Origin of the sequence: Enterobacter cloacae, from assembly GCF_013375935.1 — a bacterium.
Taxonomy (GTDB): Bacteria; Pseudomonadota; Gammaproteobacteria; order Enterobacterales; family Enterobacteriaceae; genus Enterobacter; species Enterobacter pasteurii.
In genome coordinates, this window is record NZ_CP056117.1 from 1642457 (window position 1) to 1659972 (window position 17516).

A 17516-nucleotide genomic window follows, 5' to 3' on the forward strand; every position below is an offset into this window, starting at 1 on the left:
CGTCTGTAGATCGTGTCTGGTATTTGTCCGCCTGGTGGCGCCGCGCTTACCGGACCGGTGCAAGCCCCAATAAAAAAGGCGCCATCAGGCGCCTTCTGCATTTCTGGTCAGCGTTACTTCTTATCGCTGTGTTCCAGGTTCTCAACCTGCGGCAGCCCGTTACCCGAGCTTGCAGAGAGCAGTCCGTTCTCAACGTAGTTGAACAGCTTCTCACGGGTATCGGTGATGTCCAGGTTACGCATGGTCAGCTGACCAATACGATCGTCCGGGGAGAATACAGAATCACCTTTCTCCATGGTCAGACGCTCTGCTTTATAGGTCAGGTTGTCAGACACGGTATTCAGGAGGGAGTAATCGTTACCGCGACGCAGTTCCAGCGTCACTTCGCCGGTAATCGCGCTTGCCACCCAGCGCTGCAGGGCATCACGCAGCATCAGCGCCTGCGGATCGAACCAGCGGCCCTGATACAGCAGTTTGCCCAGCTGACGACCGTGAGAGTGATACTGTTCAATGGTGTCTTCGTTGTGAATGCCGGTCAGCAGACGCTCATAAGCGATGTGCAGCAGCGCCATCCCCGGAGCTTCGTAAATGCCACGGCTTTTCGCTTCGATGATACGGTTTTCAATCTGATCGCTCATACCCAGACCGTGACGACCGCCGATGCGGTTTGCTTCAAGCATCAGCTCAACATCGTCAGAGAAGGTTTTGCCGTTCAGGGCAACCGGATGACCGCGTTCGAAACGCACGGTCACTTCTTCTGCCGGGATCTTCACGCTCTCGTCCCAGAACTTCACGCCCATGATCGGGTTAACAATTTTTACGCTGGAGTTCAGGAATTCCAGATCTTTCGCTTCGTGCGTTGCGCCCAGCATGTTGGAGTCGGTTGAATAGGCTTTCTCAACGGACATCTTGTAGTCAAAACCGCAGGCAATCATAAACTCGGACATTTCATGACGGCCGCCCAGCTCGTCGATGAAGTCGGTATCCAGCCACGGCTTGTAAATCTGCAGCTCGGCGTTGGTCAGCAGGCCATAACGATAGAAGCGTTCAATATCGTTGCCTTTATAGGTACTACCGTCACCCCAGATGTTCACGCCATCTTCTTTCATGGCGGCAACCAGCATGGTACCGGTGACTGCCCGGCCCAGCGGGGTGGTGTTGAAATAGGTCAGGCCGCCGGTCGTGTTATGGAATGCACCGCACTGGATAGCGGCGATACCTTCTGCAACCAACTGCTTACGGCAGTCAATCAGACGTGCGTTCTCTGCGCCATATTCCATGGCACGACGAGGGATCGCGTCATAATCTTCCTCGTCCGGCTGACCCAGGTTCGCTGTATATGCATAAGGAACCGCTCCCTTCTGGCGCATCCACAGCAGTGCAGCGCTGGTATCCAGGCCGCCAGAAAAAGCGATGCCAATACGTTGTCCTACCGGGAGATGCTTGAGAATCGTCGTCATATAATAAAACCCTGCTTGATTGACTGATAAGAGACCGCTTTCGCTCTCGATGCATGTTTATGCAAAATAAGTGAGTATTCATTTAATCATCTTTTATCGATGACCGAAAGAGACGCGTGCGTTTTTTGTCAAAATTTCCCTTTGATTGCCCTGGCAGATGTTGGGTTGACAGGTGGGGTCAACTATCAATATACTGAACGCCGATTTTACGTCCCGTCTTCGGTACCAAATCCCAGCATTATTTGCAAATTCTGTCCAAAACGCGTAGAATTTGCCACGTTTCAGGCGCGGGGTGGAGCAGCCTGGTAGCTCGTCGGGCTCATAACCCGAAGGTCGTCGGTTCAAATCCGGCCCCCGCAACCACTTTCCCATAAAGTTCTTTTTCAAATATACTGTGAAGACTTAGAGCCTTCGTAGCTGGATTTGAAAAAATTCTTTCGGAGAGTGCTCCAGGCCACAGTTGTGGCTATAGGGTTCAGTTATCTAAAGCCCCGATTTATCGGGGTTTTTTGTTATCTGACTACAGAATAACTGGGCTTTACGCCCTTTTTTTATGTCTTGGGGGTGGGCTTGTCCACATTAGAGCAAAAATTAACAGAGATGATTACTGCACCGGTCGAAGCACTGGGCTACGAACTGGTCGGCATCGAATTCGTTCGCGGCCGCACATCGACGCTGCGCATCTATATTGATAGTGAAGATGGCATCAATGTTGATGATTGCGCTGATGTTAGCCACCAGGTGAGTGCGGTTCTTGACGTTGAAGACCCAATTACCGTTGCGTACAACCTGGAAGTTTCCTCACCTGGCCTCGATCGCCCGATGTTCACGGCCGAGCACTATGTGCGCTTTACCGGTGAAGAAGTGGCTCTCGTTCTGCGTATGGCCGTACAGAACCGCCGTAAATGGCAGGGAATTATCAAAGCCGTTGATGGTGAAATGATCACGGTTACAGTCGAAGGCAAAGATGAAGTGTTCGCGCTGAGTAATATCCAGAAGGCGAACCTGGTTCCCCACTTTTAACAGTCTGGATTGAGGTGAAAAGCCCGCGATGAACAAAGAAATTTTGGCTGTTGTTGAAGCCGTCTCCAACGAGAAATCACTGCCGCGTGAGAAGATTTTCGAAGCGCTGGAAAGTGCACTGGCTACAGCAACCAAGAAAAAATACGAACAAGAGATCGATGTTCGCGTAGAAATCGATCGTAAAAGCGGTGACTTCGATACATTCCGTCGTTGGGTAATCGTTGAAGAAGTGACCCAGCCGACCAAAGAGATCACCCTGGAAGCGGCACGTTTTGAAGACGAAAGTCTGAACGTGGGTGACTACGTTGAAGATCAGATTGAATCTGTTACCTTCGACCGTATCACCACCCAGACCGCGAAGCAGGTTATCGTGCAGAAAGTTCGCGAAGCCGAGCGCGCGCTGGTTGTCGATCAGTTCCGCGATCAGGAAGGCGAAATCATCACCGGCGTGGTGAAGAAAGTGAACCGCGACAACATCTCTCTGGAGATCAAATCCGAAGGGATGCCGGGGAACGCAGAAGCCGTGATCCTGCGCGAAGACATGCTGCCGCGTGAAAACTTCCGCCCAGGCGACCGTATCCGTGGTGTGCTGTATGCCGTACGCCCTGAAGCGCGTGGCGCACAGCTGTTCGTGACCCGTTCTAAACCAGAAATGCTGGTTGAACTGTTCCGTATTGAAGTGCCGGAAATCGGCGAAGAAGTTATCGAAATCAAAGCGGCGGCCCGCGATCCGGGTTCTCGTGCGAAAATTGCGGTGAAAACCAACGACAAGCGTATCGACCCGGTCGGTGCTTGCGTCGGTATGCGTGGTGCACGTGTTCAGGCGGTTTCTACCGAACTGGGCGGCGAGCGCATTGATATCGTTCTGTGGGACGACAACCCGGCACAGTTCGTGATCAACGCAATGGCACCGGCTGATGTGGCGTCTATCGTGGTTGACGAAGACAAACACACCATGGATATCGCTGTAGAAGCGGGCAACCTGGCGCAGGCGATTGGCCGTAACGGTCAGAACGTACGTCTGGCGTCACAGCTGAGCGGCTGGGAACTCAACGTGATGACCGTTGATGACCTGCAGGCCAAGCATCAGGCTGAAGCCCACGCGGCGATCGATACCTTCACCAAATACCTGGACATTGACGAAGACTTCGCCACTGTGCTGGTTGAAGAAGGTTTCTCTACGCTGGAAGAACTGGCCTACGTGCCAATGAAAGAGCTGCTGGAAATTGACGGTCTGGATGAACCAACCGTTGAAGCCCTGCGTGAACGCGCTAAAAACGCACTGACCACCCTGGCACTGGCTCAGGAAGAAAGCCTTGGCGATAAGAAGCCGGCTGATGACCTGCTGAATCTGGAAGGTCTTGATCGTGCGATTGCGTTCAAGCTGGCTGCCCGTGGTGTTTGTACGCTGGAAGATCTCGCTGAGCAAGGCGTTGATGACCTGGCCGATATCGAAGGTTTAACCGACGAGAAAGCCGGCGAACTCATCATGGCCGCACGTAATATTTGCTGGTTCGGCGACGAAGCGTAATAAACTGTAGCAGGAAGGAACAGCATGACTGATGTAACTGTAAAATCGCTGGCTGCTGAGATTCAGACCTCCGTGGACCGCCTGGTACAGCAATTTGCTGATGCAGGGATCCCGAAGGCCGCTGATGACTCGGTGACCGCGCAAGAAAAACAAACCTTGTTAGCGCACCTGAACCGTGAACACGGCTCTACGCCTGACAAGTTAACGCTGCAGCGCAAAACGCGTAGCACGTTGAACATCCCTGGTACCGGTGGCAAAAGCAAATCGGTACAAATTGAAGTCCGCAAGACGCGCACCTTTGTAAAACGTGATCCGCAAGAGGCAGAACGCCTTGCTGCGGAAGAGCAGGCACAGCGTGAAGCGGAAGAACAAGCTCAGCGTGAGGCAGAAGCCACTGCCAAACGTGAAGCAGAATTAAAAGCTGAACGTGAGGCCGCAGAAAAAGCGAAACGCGACGCCGGTGAAAAAGCGAAGCGTGACGCTGCGGAAAAAGACAAAGTGAGCAATCAACAGACCGACGAAATGACCAAAACTGCCCAGGCTGAAAAAGCCCGCCGTGAAAATGAAGCTGCCGAGCTGAAGCGTAAAGCGGAAGAAGAAGCCCGCCGCAAGCTTGAAGAAGAAGCTCGCCGCGTCGCCGAAGAAGCGCGTCGCATGGCAGAAGAAAACGAGAAGAACGGTGTGAATACCGCTGAACCAACTGAAGACAACAGCGATTATCACGTCACCACTTCTCAGCATGCGCGCCAGGCAGAAGACGATAACGACCGTGAAGTTGAAGGTGGTCGTGGCCGTACTCGCAGTACAAAAGCGGCGCGTCCTGCGAAAAAAGGTAATAAGCACGCTGAATCTAAAGCTGACCGTGAAGAAGCACGCGCAGCGGTTCGCGGTGGTAAAGGCGGTAAGCGTAAAGGTTCCGCTCTGCAGCAGGGCTTCCAGAAGCCAGCTCAGGCCGTCAACCGTGACGTTGTGATCGGCGAAACCATCACCGTTGGCGAACTGGCTAACAAGATGGCGGTGAAAGGCTCTCAGGTCATCAAAGCGATGATGAAGCTGGGCGCAATGGCCACCATCAACCAGGTCATCGACCAGGAAACCGCACAGCTGGTTGCCGAGGAGATGGGCCACAAAGTTATCCTGCGTCGTGAAAACGAGCTGGAAGAAGCAGTAATGAGCGACCGTGACACAGGTGCTGCGGCTGAACCGCGTGCACCGGTTGTAACCATCATGGGTCACGTTGATCACGGTAAAACCTCTCTGCTTGACTACATTCGTTCTACTAAGGTTGCCTCCGGCGAAGCGGGTGGTATTACCCAGCACATCGGTGCTTACCACGTAGAAACTGAAAACGGCATGATCACCTTCCTGGATACCCCGGGCCACGCAGCGTTTACCTCAATGCGTGCTCGTGGTGCTCAGGCAACGGATATCGTTGTACTGGTTGTTGCTGCCGACGATGGCGTGATGCCACAGACCATTGAAGCTATCCAGCACGCGAAAGCGGCGCAGGTGCCTCTGGTTGTTGCGGTCAACAAAATCGATAAGCCAGAAGCCGATATGGATCGCGTGAAGAATGAACTGTCCCAGTACGGCGTTATGCCGGAAGAGTGGGGCGGTGAAGCGCAGTTCATCCCTGTATCTGCAAAAGCGGGTACCGGTATCGACGACCTGCTGAACGCTATCCTGCTTCAGGCTGAAGTTCTGGAGCTGAAAGCGGTTCGTAAAGGTATGGCAAGCGGCGCGGTGATCGAATCCTTCCTGGATAAAGGTCGTGGTCCGGTTGCAACCGTTCTGGTTCGCGAAGGTACTCTGCACAAGGGCGACATCGTTCTGTGTGGTTTCGAATACGGTCGCGTTCGTGCGATGCGTAACGAACTGGGTCAGGAAGTGCTGGAAGCTGGTCCGTCCATTCCAGTGGAAATCCTTGGTCTGTCCGGCGTGCCGGCTGCGGGTGACGAAGTGACCGTCGTTCGTGACGAGAAGAAAGCGCGTGAAGTGGCTCTGTATCGTCAGGGTAAATTCCGTGAAGTTAAGCTGGCTCGTCAGCAGAAATCTAAACTCGAGAACATGTTCGCCAACATGACCGAAGGCGAAGTTCACGAAGTGAACATCGTTCTGAAAGCGGACGTTCAGGGTTCTGTGGAAGCGATCTCCGACTCCTTGCTGAAACTGTCTACCGACGAAGTGAAAGTGAAGATCATCGGTTCTGGCGTAGGTGGTATCACCGAAACCGACGCCACGCTGGCAGCAGCGTCCAACGCTATCCTGGTTGGCTTCAACGTTCGTGCTGACGCTTCTGCGCGTAAAGTTATCGATGCTGAAAGTCTGGATCTGCGTTACTACTCCGTCATCTATAACCTGATCGACGAAGTGAAAGCGGCGATGAGCGGCATGCTGTCTCCTGAGCTGAAACAGCAGATCATCGGTCTGGCTGAAGTTCGTGACGTGTTCAAATCACCGAAATTCGGTGCGATCGCGGGCTGTATGGTTACCGAAGGGACCATCAAGCGTCACAACCCAATCCGCGTACTGCGTGACAACGTGGTTATCTATGAAGGCGAGCTGGAATCCCTGCGCCGCTTCAAAGATGACGTTAACGAAGTCCGTAACGGCATGGAATGTGGTATCGGCGTGAAGAACTACAACGACGTTCGCGTTGGCGATATGATCGAAGTGTTCGAGATCATCGAAATTCAGCGTACCATCGCTTAATCTTCGTCAACGGAAGATTGACTGACGTAAGCCGGGATCGCCTCGCGCCACCCGGCAATAATTTTAAAAGGGGCTTTAGCCCCTTTTTTGTCTGGAGAATTTATTATGGCGAAAGAATTTGGTCGCCCTCAGCGCGTCGCGCAGGAGATGCAGAAAGAGATCGCACTCATTCTGCAACGTGAAATCAAAGATCCACGCGTGGGTATGATGACCACCGTGTCTGGCGTGGAAATGTCCCGCGACCTGGCGTACGCCAAGGTGTTCGTGACGTTCCTGAACGACCAGGATGAAGACGCGGTTAAGAACGGTATTAAAGCGCTGCAGGAAGCCTCTGGTTTCATCCGCTCTCTGCTTGGCAAAGCGATGCGCCTGCGTATCGTGCCGGAGCTGACCTTCTTCCACGACAACTCGCTGGTCGAAGGTATGCGCATGTCCAACCTGGTGACCAGCGTGGTGAAACATGACGATGAGCGTCGTGTTAACCCGGCGGACGACAGCAAGGAGGACTGATGAGTCGTCCTCGTCGTCGCGGTCGTGACGTGCATGGCGTGCTGCTGCTGGATAAACCGCAGGGTGCATCCAGCAACGACGTGCTGCAAAAAGTAAAGCGTATTTATAACGCCAACCGCGCGGGCCACACCGGCGCGCTGGACCCGCTGGCAACCGGCATGCTCCCGATTTGCCTGGGTGAAGCGACAAAGTTTTCCCAGTATCTGCTGGATTCAGACAAGCGCTACCGCGTGATTGCCCGGCTTGGCCAGCGCACGGATACCTCCGATGCGGATGGTCAGGTGGTGGAAGAGCGTCCGGTGACCTTCGGCGCAGAGCAGCTTGATGCGGCGCTGGAAAGCTTCCGTGGCGACACGCTACAGGTGCCGTCGATGTATTCGGCACTGAAGTACCAGGGCAAGAAGCTCTACGAATATGCGCGTCAGGGCATTGAGGTTCCGCGCGAAGCCCGTCCGATTACCGTGTATGAGCTACTGTTTATTCGCCATGAAGGTGATGAGCTGGAGCTGGAGGTCCACTGTTCGAAAGGGACCTACATTCGTACCATCATCGATGACCTCGGCGAAAAGCTGGGCTGCGGCGCGCACGTGATCTATCTGCGTCGTCTGGCGGTCAGCACGTACCCGGTCCAACGCATGGTGACGCTTGAGCATCTGCGCGCGCTGGTTGAACAGGCAGAAGCGCAGGGAATCGCGTCAGCAGAGTTGCTGGATCCGCTGCTGATGCCAATGGACAGCCCGGCGGCGGACTTCCCGGTTGTTAATCTTCCTTTAACGTCGTCCGTTTACTTTAAGAACGGAAACCCGGTACGCACAGCGGGGGCACCGCTTGAGGGCCTGGTGCGCGTGACGGAAGGTGAGGAAGGCAAGTTTATCGGTATGGGCGAAATGGACGGTGAAGGGCGCGTAGCGCCGCGTCGTCTGGTCGTCGAATATCCGGTCGACGCTTGACGGTGATTACGCCTCACCTTGCGATAAGCAGGGGAGACGAGTAGAATATCGCCGCTTAACGCCTGGTAAATTGTTTAACAATCTGCGGGGCGTACATGGGATAGCTGAATTAGAGATCGGCATCCTTACATTCTTTATACTTTGGAGTTTGAAAATGTCTCTAAGCGTTGAAGCTAAAGCTAAAATCGTTTCTGAGTTTGGTCGTGGTACTAACGACAGCGGTTCTACCGAAGTTCAGGTTGCACTGCTGACTGCACAGATTAACCACCTGCAGGGTCACTTTGCAGAGCACAAAAAAGATCACCACAGCCGTCGTGGTCTGCTGCGTATGGTTTCTCAGCGTCGTAAACTGCTCGACTACCTGAAGCGTAAAGATGTTGCACGCTACACCGCGCTGATCGAGCGTCTGGGTCTGCGTCGCTAAGTCTTGCGAGTTTCAGAAAAGGGGGCCTGATGGCCCCTTTTTTCAACCAGACGGCAGCAATTCAATGGAAACTATTGTATTGTTGCTATAAATGATCTTCATTGCAGAGGTTCGCGCGGCTAATGAGAGGCTTCACCCATGGGGGTGTCGGTTGTCATTAGTCGCGAGGATGCGAAGAAGGTCGGGTTAAATCGTCAGCACACCTGTGGTGTGCTGACAATCATTTGAGAAAGGACAGAATTTTGCTGAATCCGATCGTTCGTAAATTCCAGTATGGTCAGCACACCGTCACGCTGGAAACCGGCATGATGGCACGTCAGGCTACTGCTGCCGTTATGGTAAGCATGGATGACACTGCTGTATTCGTTACCGTAGTTGGCCAGAAAAAAGCTAAACCAGGTCAGGACTTCTTCCCGCTGACCGTTAACTACCAGGAGCGTACCTACGCTGCCGGTAAAATCCCGGGTGGCTTCTTCCGTCGTGAAGGCCGTCCAAGCGAAGGCGAAACCCTGATCGCGCGTCTGATTGACCGCCCGGTTCGTCCGCTGTTCCCGGAAGGCTTCGTAAACGAAGTGCAGGTTATCGCGACCGTTGTTTCCGTTAACCCACAGGTTAACCCGGACATCGTAGCGATGATCGGTGCATCCGCAGCCCTGTCACTGTCTGGTATTCCATTTAATGGCCCAATCGGTGCTGCCCGCGTCGGTTACATCAACGACCAGTACGTGCTGAACCCAACTCAGGAAGAGCTGAAAGAGAGTAAGCTGGACCTGGTTGTTGCCGGTACTGAAGCCGCGGTTCTGATGGTTGAATCTGAAGCGGAACTGCTGAGCGAAGACCAGATGCTGGGCGCTGTGGTATTTGGCCACGACCAGCAGCAGGTTGTTATCCAGAACATCAACGACCTGGTGAAAGAAGCCGGTAAACCACGCTGGGACTGGCAGCCAGAAGCGGCAAACGACGCGCTGAACGCACGTGTTGCAGCTCTGGCAGAATCTCGTCTGAGCGATGCTTACCGCATCACTGACAAACAGGAGCGTTACGCTCAGGTTGACGCGATCAAATCTGAAACCATCGCGACGCTGGTTGCTGAAGATGAAGCGCTGGACGCTAACGAGCTGAGCGAAATCCTGCACGCTATCGAGAAAAACGTTGTTCGTAGCCGCGTGCTGGCAGGCGAGCCGCGTATCGATGGCCGTGAAAAAGACATGATTCGTGGCCTGGACGTGCGTACTGGCGTTCTGCCACGTACCCACGGCTCTGCGCTGTTCACCCGTGGTGAAACGCAGGCGCTGGTTACCGCGACTCTGGGTACTGCACGTGACGCACAGATCATCGACGAACTGATGGGCGAGCGCACTGACAGCTTCCTGTTCCACTACAACTTCCCTCCGTACTCTGTGGGCGAAACCGGTATGGTTGGCTCACCGAAGCGTCGTGAAATTGGTCACGGTCGTCTGGCGAAGCGCGGCGTGCTGGCAGTTATGCCAGAAGCAGACAAATTCCCGTACACCGTACGTGTTGTGTCTGAAATCACCGAATCCAACGGTTCTTCTTCCATGGCTTCCGTGTGTGGTGCCTCTCTGGCGCTGATGGATGCAGGCGTGCCAATCAAAGCCGCCGTTGCGGGTATCGCAATGGGCCTGGTGAAAGAAGGCGACAACTACGTTGTGCTGTCTGACATTCTGGGCGATGAAGACCACCTGGGTGATATGGACTTCAAAGTGGCGGGTTCCCGCGACGGTATCTCTGCCCTGCAGATGGATATCAAAATTGAAGGTATCACCAAAGAGATCATGCAGGTTGCTCTGAACCAGGCTAAAGGTGCACGTCTGCACATCCTGGGCGTGATGGAACAGGCGATTAACGCGCCGCGTGGCGACATTTCTCAGTTCGCACCACGTATCCACACCATCAAGATCAATCCAGACAAGATCAAGGATGTTATCGGTAAGGGCGGTTCCGTAATCCGTGCGCTGACCGAAGAAACTGGCACCACCATTGAAATCGAAGATGACGGTACTGTGAAGATCGCAGCAACCGACGGCGAGAAGGCGAAATTCGCTATCCGTCGCATCGAAGAGATCACCGCAGAAATCGAAGTGGGCCGTATCTATGCGGGTAAAGTAACCCGTATCGTTGACTTTGGCGCGTTCGTTGCCATCGGTGGCGGTAAAGAAGGTCTGGTACACATCTCTCAGATCGCTGACAAGCGCGTTGAGAAAGTGACCGATTACCTGCAGATGGGTCAGGAAGTACCGGTGAAAGTTCTGGAAGTCGATCGCCAGGGCCGTATCCGTCTGAGCATCAAAGAAGCAACCGAGCAGTCTCAGCCTGCTGCGGCACCGGAAGCTCCGGCTGCTGAACAGCAAGGCGAGTAAGGTTGCCGTTTGCCCTCCGCGATAGCGGAGGGCTTATTATCAGGCAGGACGCCTTGTTAAGCCGCCGGGGGACAGGACGTTCATCCAATAGTTGTCTTCGGGAGTGGGAAATGAAGCCTTTTTTGCGCTGGTGTTTCGTTGCGACAGCTTTAACGCTGGCAGGATGCAGCAACTCTGCCTGGCGTAAGAGCGAAGTCCTCGCAGTGCCACTGCAACCGACTTTGCAGCAGGAAGTGATTCTGGCACGCATGGAACAAATTCTTGCCAGTCGGGCTTTAACCGATGACGAACGCGCACAGCTTTTATATGAGCGCGGAGTGTTGTATGATAGTCTCGGTCTGAGGGCATTAGCGCGAAATGATTTTTCACAAGCGCTGGCAATCCGACCTGATATGCCTGAAGTATTCAATTACTTAGGCATTTACTTAACGCAGGCAGGCAATTTTGATGCTGCCTATGAAGCGTTTGATTCTGTACTTGAGCTTGATCCAACTTACAACTACGCGCACTTGAATCGCGGTATCGCATTGTATTACGGCGGTCGTGATAAGTTAGCGCAAGATGATCTGCTGGCGTTTTATCAAGACGATCCTAATGATCCTTTCCGCAGCCTGTGGCTTTACATCGTTGAGCAGAAGCTCGATGAGAAGCAGGCCAAAGAAGCACTACAACAGCGCTTCGAAAAATCGGATAAGGAACAGTGGGGATGGAACATTGTCGAGTTCTACCTGGGCAACATTAGCGAAGCAACGCTGATGGAACGCCTCAAGGCGGACGCAACGGATAACACCTCGCTCGCTGAGCATCTCAGTGAAACCAACTTCTATTTAGGTAAGTACTACCTAAGTCTGGGGGATATGGACAGCGCTACGGCACTGTTCAAATTAGCGGTTGCTAACAACGTACATAACTTCGTTGAGCACCGTTATGCATTGTTGGAATTATCGCTCTTGGGCCAGGAGCAAGACGACCTGGCAGAATCGGACCAGCAATAGCTGACGACATAAACATCAGCCCGTAATCTTTTTGATTGCCATCACCTTCACTGGTGAGGGCGTTGTTGTTCGTCAATACACCTAATTTGAGCCGGTTCACACTTTTCAATGAAAATTGCTAATCATTTTCACGATGAGCTAAGTAGACTGGCCGCCATTAATATCGAGGCACTTGTACTACATGGCTGAATTCGAAACCACTTTTGCAGATCTGGGCCTGAAGGCTCCTATCCTTGAAGCCCTTAACGATCTGGGTTACGAAAAACCATCTCCGATCCAGGCTGAGTGTATCCCACACCTGCTTTCTGGTCGTGACGTGCTGGGCATGGCCCAGACCGGTAGCGGTAAAACTGCAGCATTCTCGCTGCCGCTGCTGAACAACATCGATCCGGACCTGCGTGCACCGCAGATCCTCGTCCTGGCTCCAACCCGTGAACTGGCTGTTCAGGTTGCTGAAGCAATGACGGAATTCTCTAAACATATGCGCGGCGTAAACGTGGTAGCCCTGTACGGCGGCCAGCGTTATGACGTGCAGTTACGCGCCCTGCGCCAGGGCCCACAGATTGTTGTCGGTACGCCGGGCCGTCTGCTGGATCACCTGAAGCGCGGTACCCTGGACCTCTCTAAGCTGAGCGGCCTGGTACTGGATGAAGCAGATGAAATGCTGCGTATGGGCTTCATCGAAGACGTTGAAACCATCATGGCGCAGATCCCGGAAGGTCATCAGACCGCTCTGTTCTCTGCAACCATGCCAGAAGCGATCCGTCGCATTACCCGCCGCTTCATGAAAGAGCCGCAGGAAGTGCGTATTCAGTCCAGCGTGACCACTCGCCCGGACATCAGCCAGAGCTACTGGTCTGTATACGGCATGCGTAAAAACGAAGCGCTGGTGCGTTTCCTGGAAGCGGAAGATTTTGATGCGGCGATTATCTTCGTACGTACCAAAAACGCGACCCTGGAAGTGGCTGAAGCGCTGGAGCGTAGCGGCTACAACAGCGCAGCGCTGAACGGCGACATGAACCAGGCGCTGCGCGAGCAGACGCTTGAGCGTCTGAAAGACGGTCGTCTGGATATCCTGATTGCAACCGACGTGGCAGCACGTGGTCTGGACGTTGAGCGTATCAGCCTGGTGGTAAACTACGACATTCCAATGGACTCCGAGTCTTACGTTCACCGTATCGGCCGTACCGGTCGTGCAGGTCGTGCGGGCCGCGCGCTGCTGTTCGTTGAGAACCGCGAGCGTCGTCTGCTGCGTAACATCGAACGCACCATGAAGCTGACTATTCCAGAAGCTGAGCTGCCAAATGCAGAACTGCTGGGCAAACGCCGTCTGGAAAAATTCGCCGCGAAAGTACAGCAGCAGCTGGAAAGCAGCGATCTGGATCAGTACCGTGCGCTGCTGTCACAAATTCAGCCAACCGCTGAAGGCGAAGAGCTGGATATGGAAACCCTGGCCGCAGCACTGCTGAAAATGGCGCAGGGCGAACGTAGCCTGATCGTGCCACCAGATGCACCGATGCGTCCTAAGCGTGAGTTCCGTGACCGTGACGATCGTTTCGAACGTCGTGGCGACCGTAACGATCGTGGTCCACGCGGTGACCGTCCAGAGCGTGGTGGCGAAGACCGTCCACGTCGCGAGCGTCGTGACGCTGGCGAAATGGAGCTGTATCGCATTGAAGTGGGCCGTGATGATGGTGTTGAAGTTCGTCACATCGTTGGCGCGATCGCTAACGAAGGCGACATCAGCAGCCGTTACATCGGTAACATCAAGCTGTTTGGCTCACACTCTACCATCGAGCTGCCGAAAGGTATGCCGGGCGAAGTACTGCAACACTTTACCCGCACCCGCATCCTGAACAAGCCGATGAACATGCAGCTGCTGGGCGATGCACAGCCACGTCCTGACCGCGGCGGCGAACGTCGTGGCGGCGGTCGCGGTTTCGGTGGCGAACGTCGTGAAGGCGGTCGCAGCGAAGGTCGCACTGGCGAACCTCGTCGTTTCTCCGGCGAGCGTCGTGAAAACCGTGGCCCACGCCGTGAAGAAGGCGCCAGCCGTCGTCGTTTCGGTGACGCATAAGCCTTTCGCTTCTGACGTAAAGTAAAATATACAGCCCCGATAGTCGCTATCGGGGCTTTTTTTATTCCTTTTGTACTCTTGTACTGGTACAGTGCATCGCATTAAAATGTAAACCACATTTTTGACTGGAGATAAGGCTGTATGGCGACACTAACCACCACCCAAACGTCACCTTCGCTGCTTGGCGGCGTGGTGATCATCGGCGGAACCATTATTGGTGCCGGGATGTTCTCCCTGCCAGTGGTTATGTCCGGTGCGTGGTTCTTCTGGTCGCTGGCGGCGCTGGTCTTCACCTGGTTCTGTATGCTGCATTTCGGGCTGATGATCCTTGAAGCCAACCTCAACTACCGCATTGGCTCCAGCTTCGACACCATCACCAGGGATCTGCTGGGCAAAGGCTGGAACCTGGTCAACGGTCTCTCCATTGCGTTTGTGCTGTACATCCTGACCTACGCCTACATTTCGGCGAGCGGCTCGATTCTGCATCATACCTTCGCGGAGATGTCGCTGAACGTGCCCGCGCGTCTGGCAGGATTGTGCTTTGCGCTGGGCGTGGCGTTTATCGTCTGGATGAGTACCAAAGCGGTGAGCCGCATGACGGCAATCGTGCTGGGCGCAAAGGTCATTACCTTCTTCCTGACCTTCGGCAGCCTGCTCGGGCACGTCACGCCCGCCACCCTGTTTAACGTCGCGGAAGTGAACACCTCCTACACGCCGTACCTGCTGATGACCCTGCCGTTCTGCCTGGCGTCGTTCGGCTACCACGGTAACGTGCCGAGCCTGATGAAGTACTACGGCAAAGAGCCGCGCACCATTGTGAAATGCCTGGTTTACGGCACGCTGCTGGCGCTGGGGCTGTACGTGATTTGGCTGCTCGGGGCGATGGGCAATATCCCGCGTCCGGAATTTATCGGCATTGCGCAGAAGGGCGGTAATATCGACGTGCTGGTACAGGCGCTGAGCGGCGTGCTGAACAGCCGCAGCCTGGATCTGCTGCTGGTCATCTTCTCCAACTTTGCCGTGGCGAGCTCTTTCCTTGGCGTGACGCTGGGCCTGTTTGACTATCTGGCGGACCTGTTTGGCTTCGATGACTCGGCGGCGGGCCGCTTCAAAACCGCGCTACTGACCTTCCTGCCGCCGGTTGTGGGCGGCCTGCTGTGGCCGAACGGCTTCCTGTATGCCATCGGCTATGCGGGACTGGCGGCAACCATCTGGGCGGCGATTGTGCCGGCGCTGCTGGCACGTAAATCACGTAAACGCTTCGGCAGCCCGACCTTCCGCGTCTGGGGCGGCAAGCCGATGATTGCGCTGATTCTGGTGTTTGGTGTGGGAAACGCGCTGGTCCACGTGCTGTCGAGCTTTAACCTGTTGCCTGTTTACCATTAAACCGTGCTGCCTGATCCCCTCACCCCGCCCCTCTCCCGAAGGGAGAGGGAGAAAACCGTAGGCCGGATAAGGCGAAGCCGCCATCCGGCAAAAAAACTACCCCAACAACTCTTCTTTCACCTGCATCGCCAGATCAAAGGAATGCAAACGCGCCTGGTGATCGAAAATCTGGCCGTTAACCATAATCTCATCCGCCTGCGTTTCGCGCAGTACCGCTTCAAGCCCGTGACGGATTTTCGTCTTATCGCCTACCAGCGACATGCTCAGCGCCTGCTGCACGCCATACTGCTCGGAGGCGGACCACAGCTGATGCATATTCTCCACCGGTGGCGGCAGCTGGCCCGTCTCGCCGCGACGCAGCTTCACAAACGCCTGCTGCATGGAGGTAAACAGGAATTCCGCATCGCGATTGCTGTCGGCGGCAATGATGTTGATGCACACCATCGCATACGGTTTCTCCAGACGTGCAGACGGTTTAAAGTTCGTGCGGTAGAGATGCAGCGCCTGGTGCAGCATATCCGGTGCGAAGTGGGAGGCGAACGCGAACGGCAGGCCCAGCTGAGCGGCGAGCTGCGCGCTGTAGAGGCTTGAGCCTAGCAGCCACACGGGGATTTGCTCGCCGTAGCCCGGAACCGGGCGCACGTGCGGGTTCGGATCCCGCGCGTCGAACCAGTCCACCAGCTCCGCCACGTCGCGCGGGAAGTTATCGATATCGCCGTTCATGTGGCGGCGCAGGGCGCGCATGGTCGGCTGATCGCTGCCAGGCGCACGGCCAAGCCCCAGATCGATTCGGCCCGGATAAAGGGTATTCAGGGTCCCAAACTGCTCGGCAATTACCAGCGGAGCGTGGTTCGGCAGCATGACGCCGCCAGAGCCAAGGTGCAGGGTGGTGGTATTCGCCGCCAGATAGCCAATCAGCACCGAGGTGGCGGCGCTGGCGATACCCACCATGTTGTGGTGCTCCGCCAGCCAGTAGCGGTGATAGCCACGCTTTTCGGCAAGCTGAGCGAGATCGAGAGAGTGCGTGAAGGCTTCTCTTGCCGAGGAGCCTTGTGGGATCGGCGCCAGATCCAGCACCGAAAACGGAATGGTTTTATCAGTCATAACAGCTCACTTTGTCGACGGTGAATCTTTAATACTGCATTAAAGTTTACTAACCGTTGTTAACAAAGTGAGCCTTTTTTAGGCCTGAAGTTCCAGCCCGGCCAGACGTTTCCAGTAACCGTTACAGTCGCTGTTTGCCGTCAGCGGCAGCGGCGACGCGCCGTTTTCATTGGCGCGGAAGGCGTCCAGCATCGCGAACACGCTGGTATCCAGCGGTGAAAGACGCACTATATCCACCAGCCCGTCCATCGACGCCAGCTCGTTACCGAGGTTGTAGACGTAGCCGCTCATGGTCTGAATGCCGTTGAGGACAAATACCTGCTGGTTCTCCTGCGACAGCATGCTGCGCCCGTTAGGGTACTTAATGCAGCAGGTTTCACACTCGTCTTTCGGGCGATCTTCAGAACGCGCGGTGAAGCAGCGGGCAGAATAGGCCAGCGGGAGATGGCCGTAGCTCAGCACTTCCACTTCAAACTGATTGCGAATGCCAAGCTCTTCACACTGAGCGAGCAGGTTTGCCAGCCAGTCGCGGGAGAGTTCCACCGGCATACACCAGCGCGTCATCCCCTGCTTGAGCAGCAGGCGCAGGGTCACCGCGTTATAGCAGTTCAGCGCATGGCCGGCGACAAACGGCAGCTTGCGTTCGGCGCACATGTTCACCACGCCGAGATCGCTCGCCTCCAGCAGAAACTCGCCGTTTTCCACGTAGCGCTTCAGCTCGCCCAGTTCCGAAGACGCCTGAACCAGCGCCAGCGTGGAGAGCACCACCTGCTTGCCGCTGCCTGCCAGGCTTTTTGCCATCTCCAGCCAGTCGCCTACTTTGGTGGCGCGGCGCTTGCTGCACACCGCTTCGCCGAGGTAAATCACGTCGGCGCTGCTGGTCGCCGCCTGTTGATAAAAATCTTCCAGCGTCTCTTTTGGCCAGTAGTAGAGCACCGGCCCTAATGAATATTTCATGGTTAT

14 protein-coding genes and 1 tRNA gene are annotated in these 17516 nt (G+C 55.0%); 12 read left to right on the top strand and 3 right to left on the bottom strand.

The annotated features are described in order from the left end of the window. Window positions 1-113: 113 nt before the first annotated feature. Complete coding sequence (gene argG, locus HWQ14_RS07795; RefSeq protein ID WP_176609386.1) at window positions 114-1460, bottom strand: argininosuccinate synthase; 1347 nt, start codon at window positions 1458-1460, stop codon at window positions 114-116. Window positions 1461-1746: 286 nt separating this feature from the next. Here argG and HWQ14_RS07800 point away from each other — a divergent pair. From HWQ14_RS07800 to mtr, 12 genes are all read left to right on the top strand, one after another. After that, window positions 1747-1823 (top strand) — tRNA-Met (locus HWQ14_RS07800). Window positions 1824-2030: 207 nt separating this feature from the next. Continuing rightward, on the top strand, window positions 2031-2483 hold the full coding sequence (rimP, locus tag HWQ14_RS07805) for a ribosome maturation factor RimP (RefSeq protein WP_014833432.1): 453 nt from the start codon (window positions 2031-2033) through the stop codon (window positions 2481-2483). A 28-nt stretch (window positions 2484-2511) separates the two neighbouring features. Beyond that, window positions 2512-4014, top strand: coding sequence for a transcription termination factor NusA (gene nusA, locus HWQ14_RS07810; RefSeq protein ID WP_014885374.1), 1503 nt, complete (start codon window positions 2512-2514; stop codon window positions 4012-4014). 24 nt (window positions 4015-4038) lie between these two features. Beyond that, complete coding sequence (infB, locus tag HWQ14_RS07815) at window positions 4039-6726, top strand: translation initiation factor IF-2 (protein WP_022649517.1); 2688 nt, start codon at window positions 4039-4041, stop codon at window positions 6724-6726. Between the two features lie 105 nt (window positions 6727-6831). Continuing rightward, on the top strand, window positions 6832-7236 hold the full coding sequence (rbfA, locus tag HWQ14_RS07820) for a 30S ribosome-binding factor RbfA (RefSeq protein ID WP_176609387.1): 405 nt from the start codon (window positions 6832-6834) through the stop codon (window positions 7234-7236). After that, window positions 7236-8186, top strand: a complete 951-nt coding sequence (gene truB / locus HWQ14_RS07825; protein WP_176609388.1) for a tRNA pseudouridine(55) synthase TruB — start codon at window positions 7236-7238, stop codon at window positions 8184-8186. The genes rbfA and truB overlap by 1 nt, the downstream gene beginning before the upstream one ends. A 154-nt stretch (window positions 8187-8340) precedes the next feature. Further along, entirely contained in the window at window positions 8341-8610 is a 270-nt protein-coding gene (rpsO, locus tag HWQ14_RS07830) for a 30S ribosomal protein S15 (protein WP_003861789.1), read from the top strand. Between the two features lie 242 nt (window positions 8611-8852). Beyond that, entirely contained in the window at window positions 8853-10991 is a 2139-nt protein-coding gene (gene pnp / locus HWQ14_RS07835; RefSeq protein ID WP_176609389.1) for a polyribonucleotide nucleotidyltransferase, read from the top strand. 110 nt (window positions 10992-11101) lie between these two features. Continuing rightward, entirely contained in the window at window positions 11102-11986 is an 885-nt protein-coding gene (gene nlpI, locus HWQ14_RS07840) for a lipoprotein NlpI (RefSeq protein ID WP_063451051.1), read from the top strand. A 108-nt stretch (window positions 11987-12094) separates the two neighbouring features. After that, window positions 12095-12175 (top strand): protein YrbN, encoded by an 81-nt coding sequence (gene yrbN / locus HWQ14_RS07845; RefSeq protein ID WP_097397692.1) that lies wholly within the window; start codon window positions 12095-12097, stop codon window positions 12173-12175. Further along, window positions 12168-14063 (top strand): DEAD/DEAH family ATP-dependent RNA helicase, encoded by a 1896-nt coding sequence (locus HWQ14_RS07850; RefSeq protein ID WP_176609390.1) that lies wholly within the window; start codon window positions 12168-12170, stop codon window positions 14061-14063. Before yrbN ends, HWQ14_RS07850 begins: the two co-directional genes overlap by 8 nt. Window positions 14064-14204: 141 nt before the next feature. Then, entirely contained in the window at window positions 14205-15449 is a 1245-nt protein-coding gene (mtr, locus tag HWQ14_RS07855) for a tryptophan permease (protein WP_176609391.1), read from the top strand. Window positions 15450-15545: 96 nt separating this feature from the next. On the opposite strand, the gene HWQ14_RS07860 is transcribed toward mtr, so the two are convergent. Continuing rightward, window positions 15546-16553 (bottom strand): luciferase-like monooxygenase, encoded by a 1008-nt coding sequence (locus HWQ14_RS07860; protein WP_176609392.1) that lies wholly within the window; start codon window positions 16551-16553, stop codon window positions 15546-15548. A 78-nt stretch (window positions 16554-16631) separates the two neighbouring features. Beyond that, complete coding sequence (locus HWQ14_RS07865; RefSeq protein WP_148418334.1) at window positions 16632-17510, bottom strand: U32 family peptidase; 879 nt, start codon at window positions 17508-17510, stop codon at window positions 16632-16634. Window positions 17511-17516: the final 6 nt, after the last annotated feature.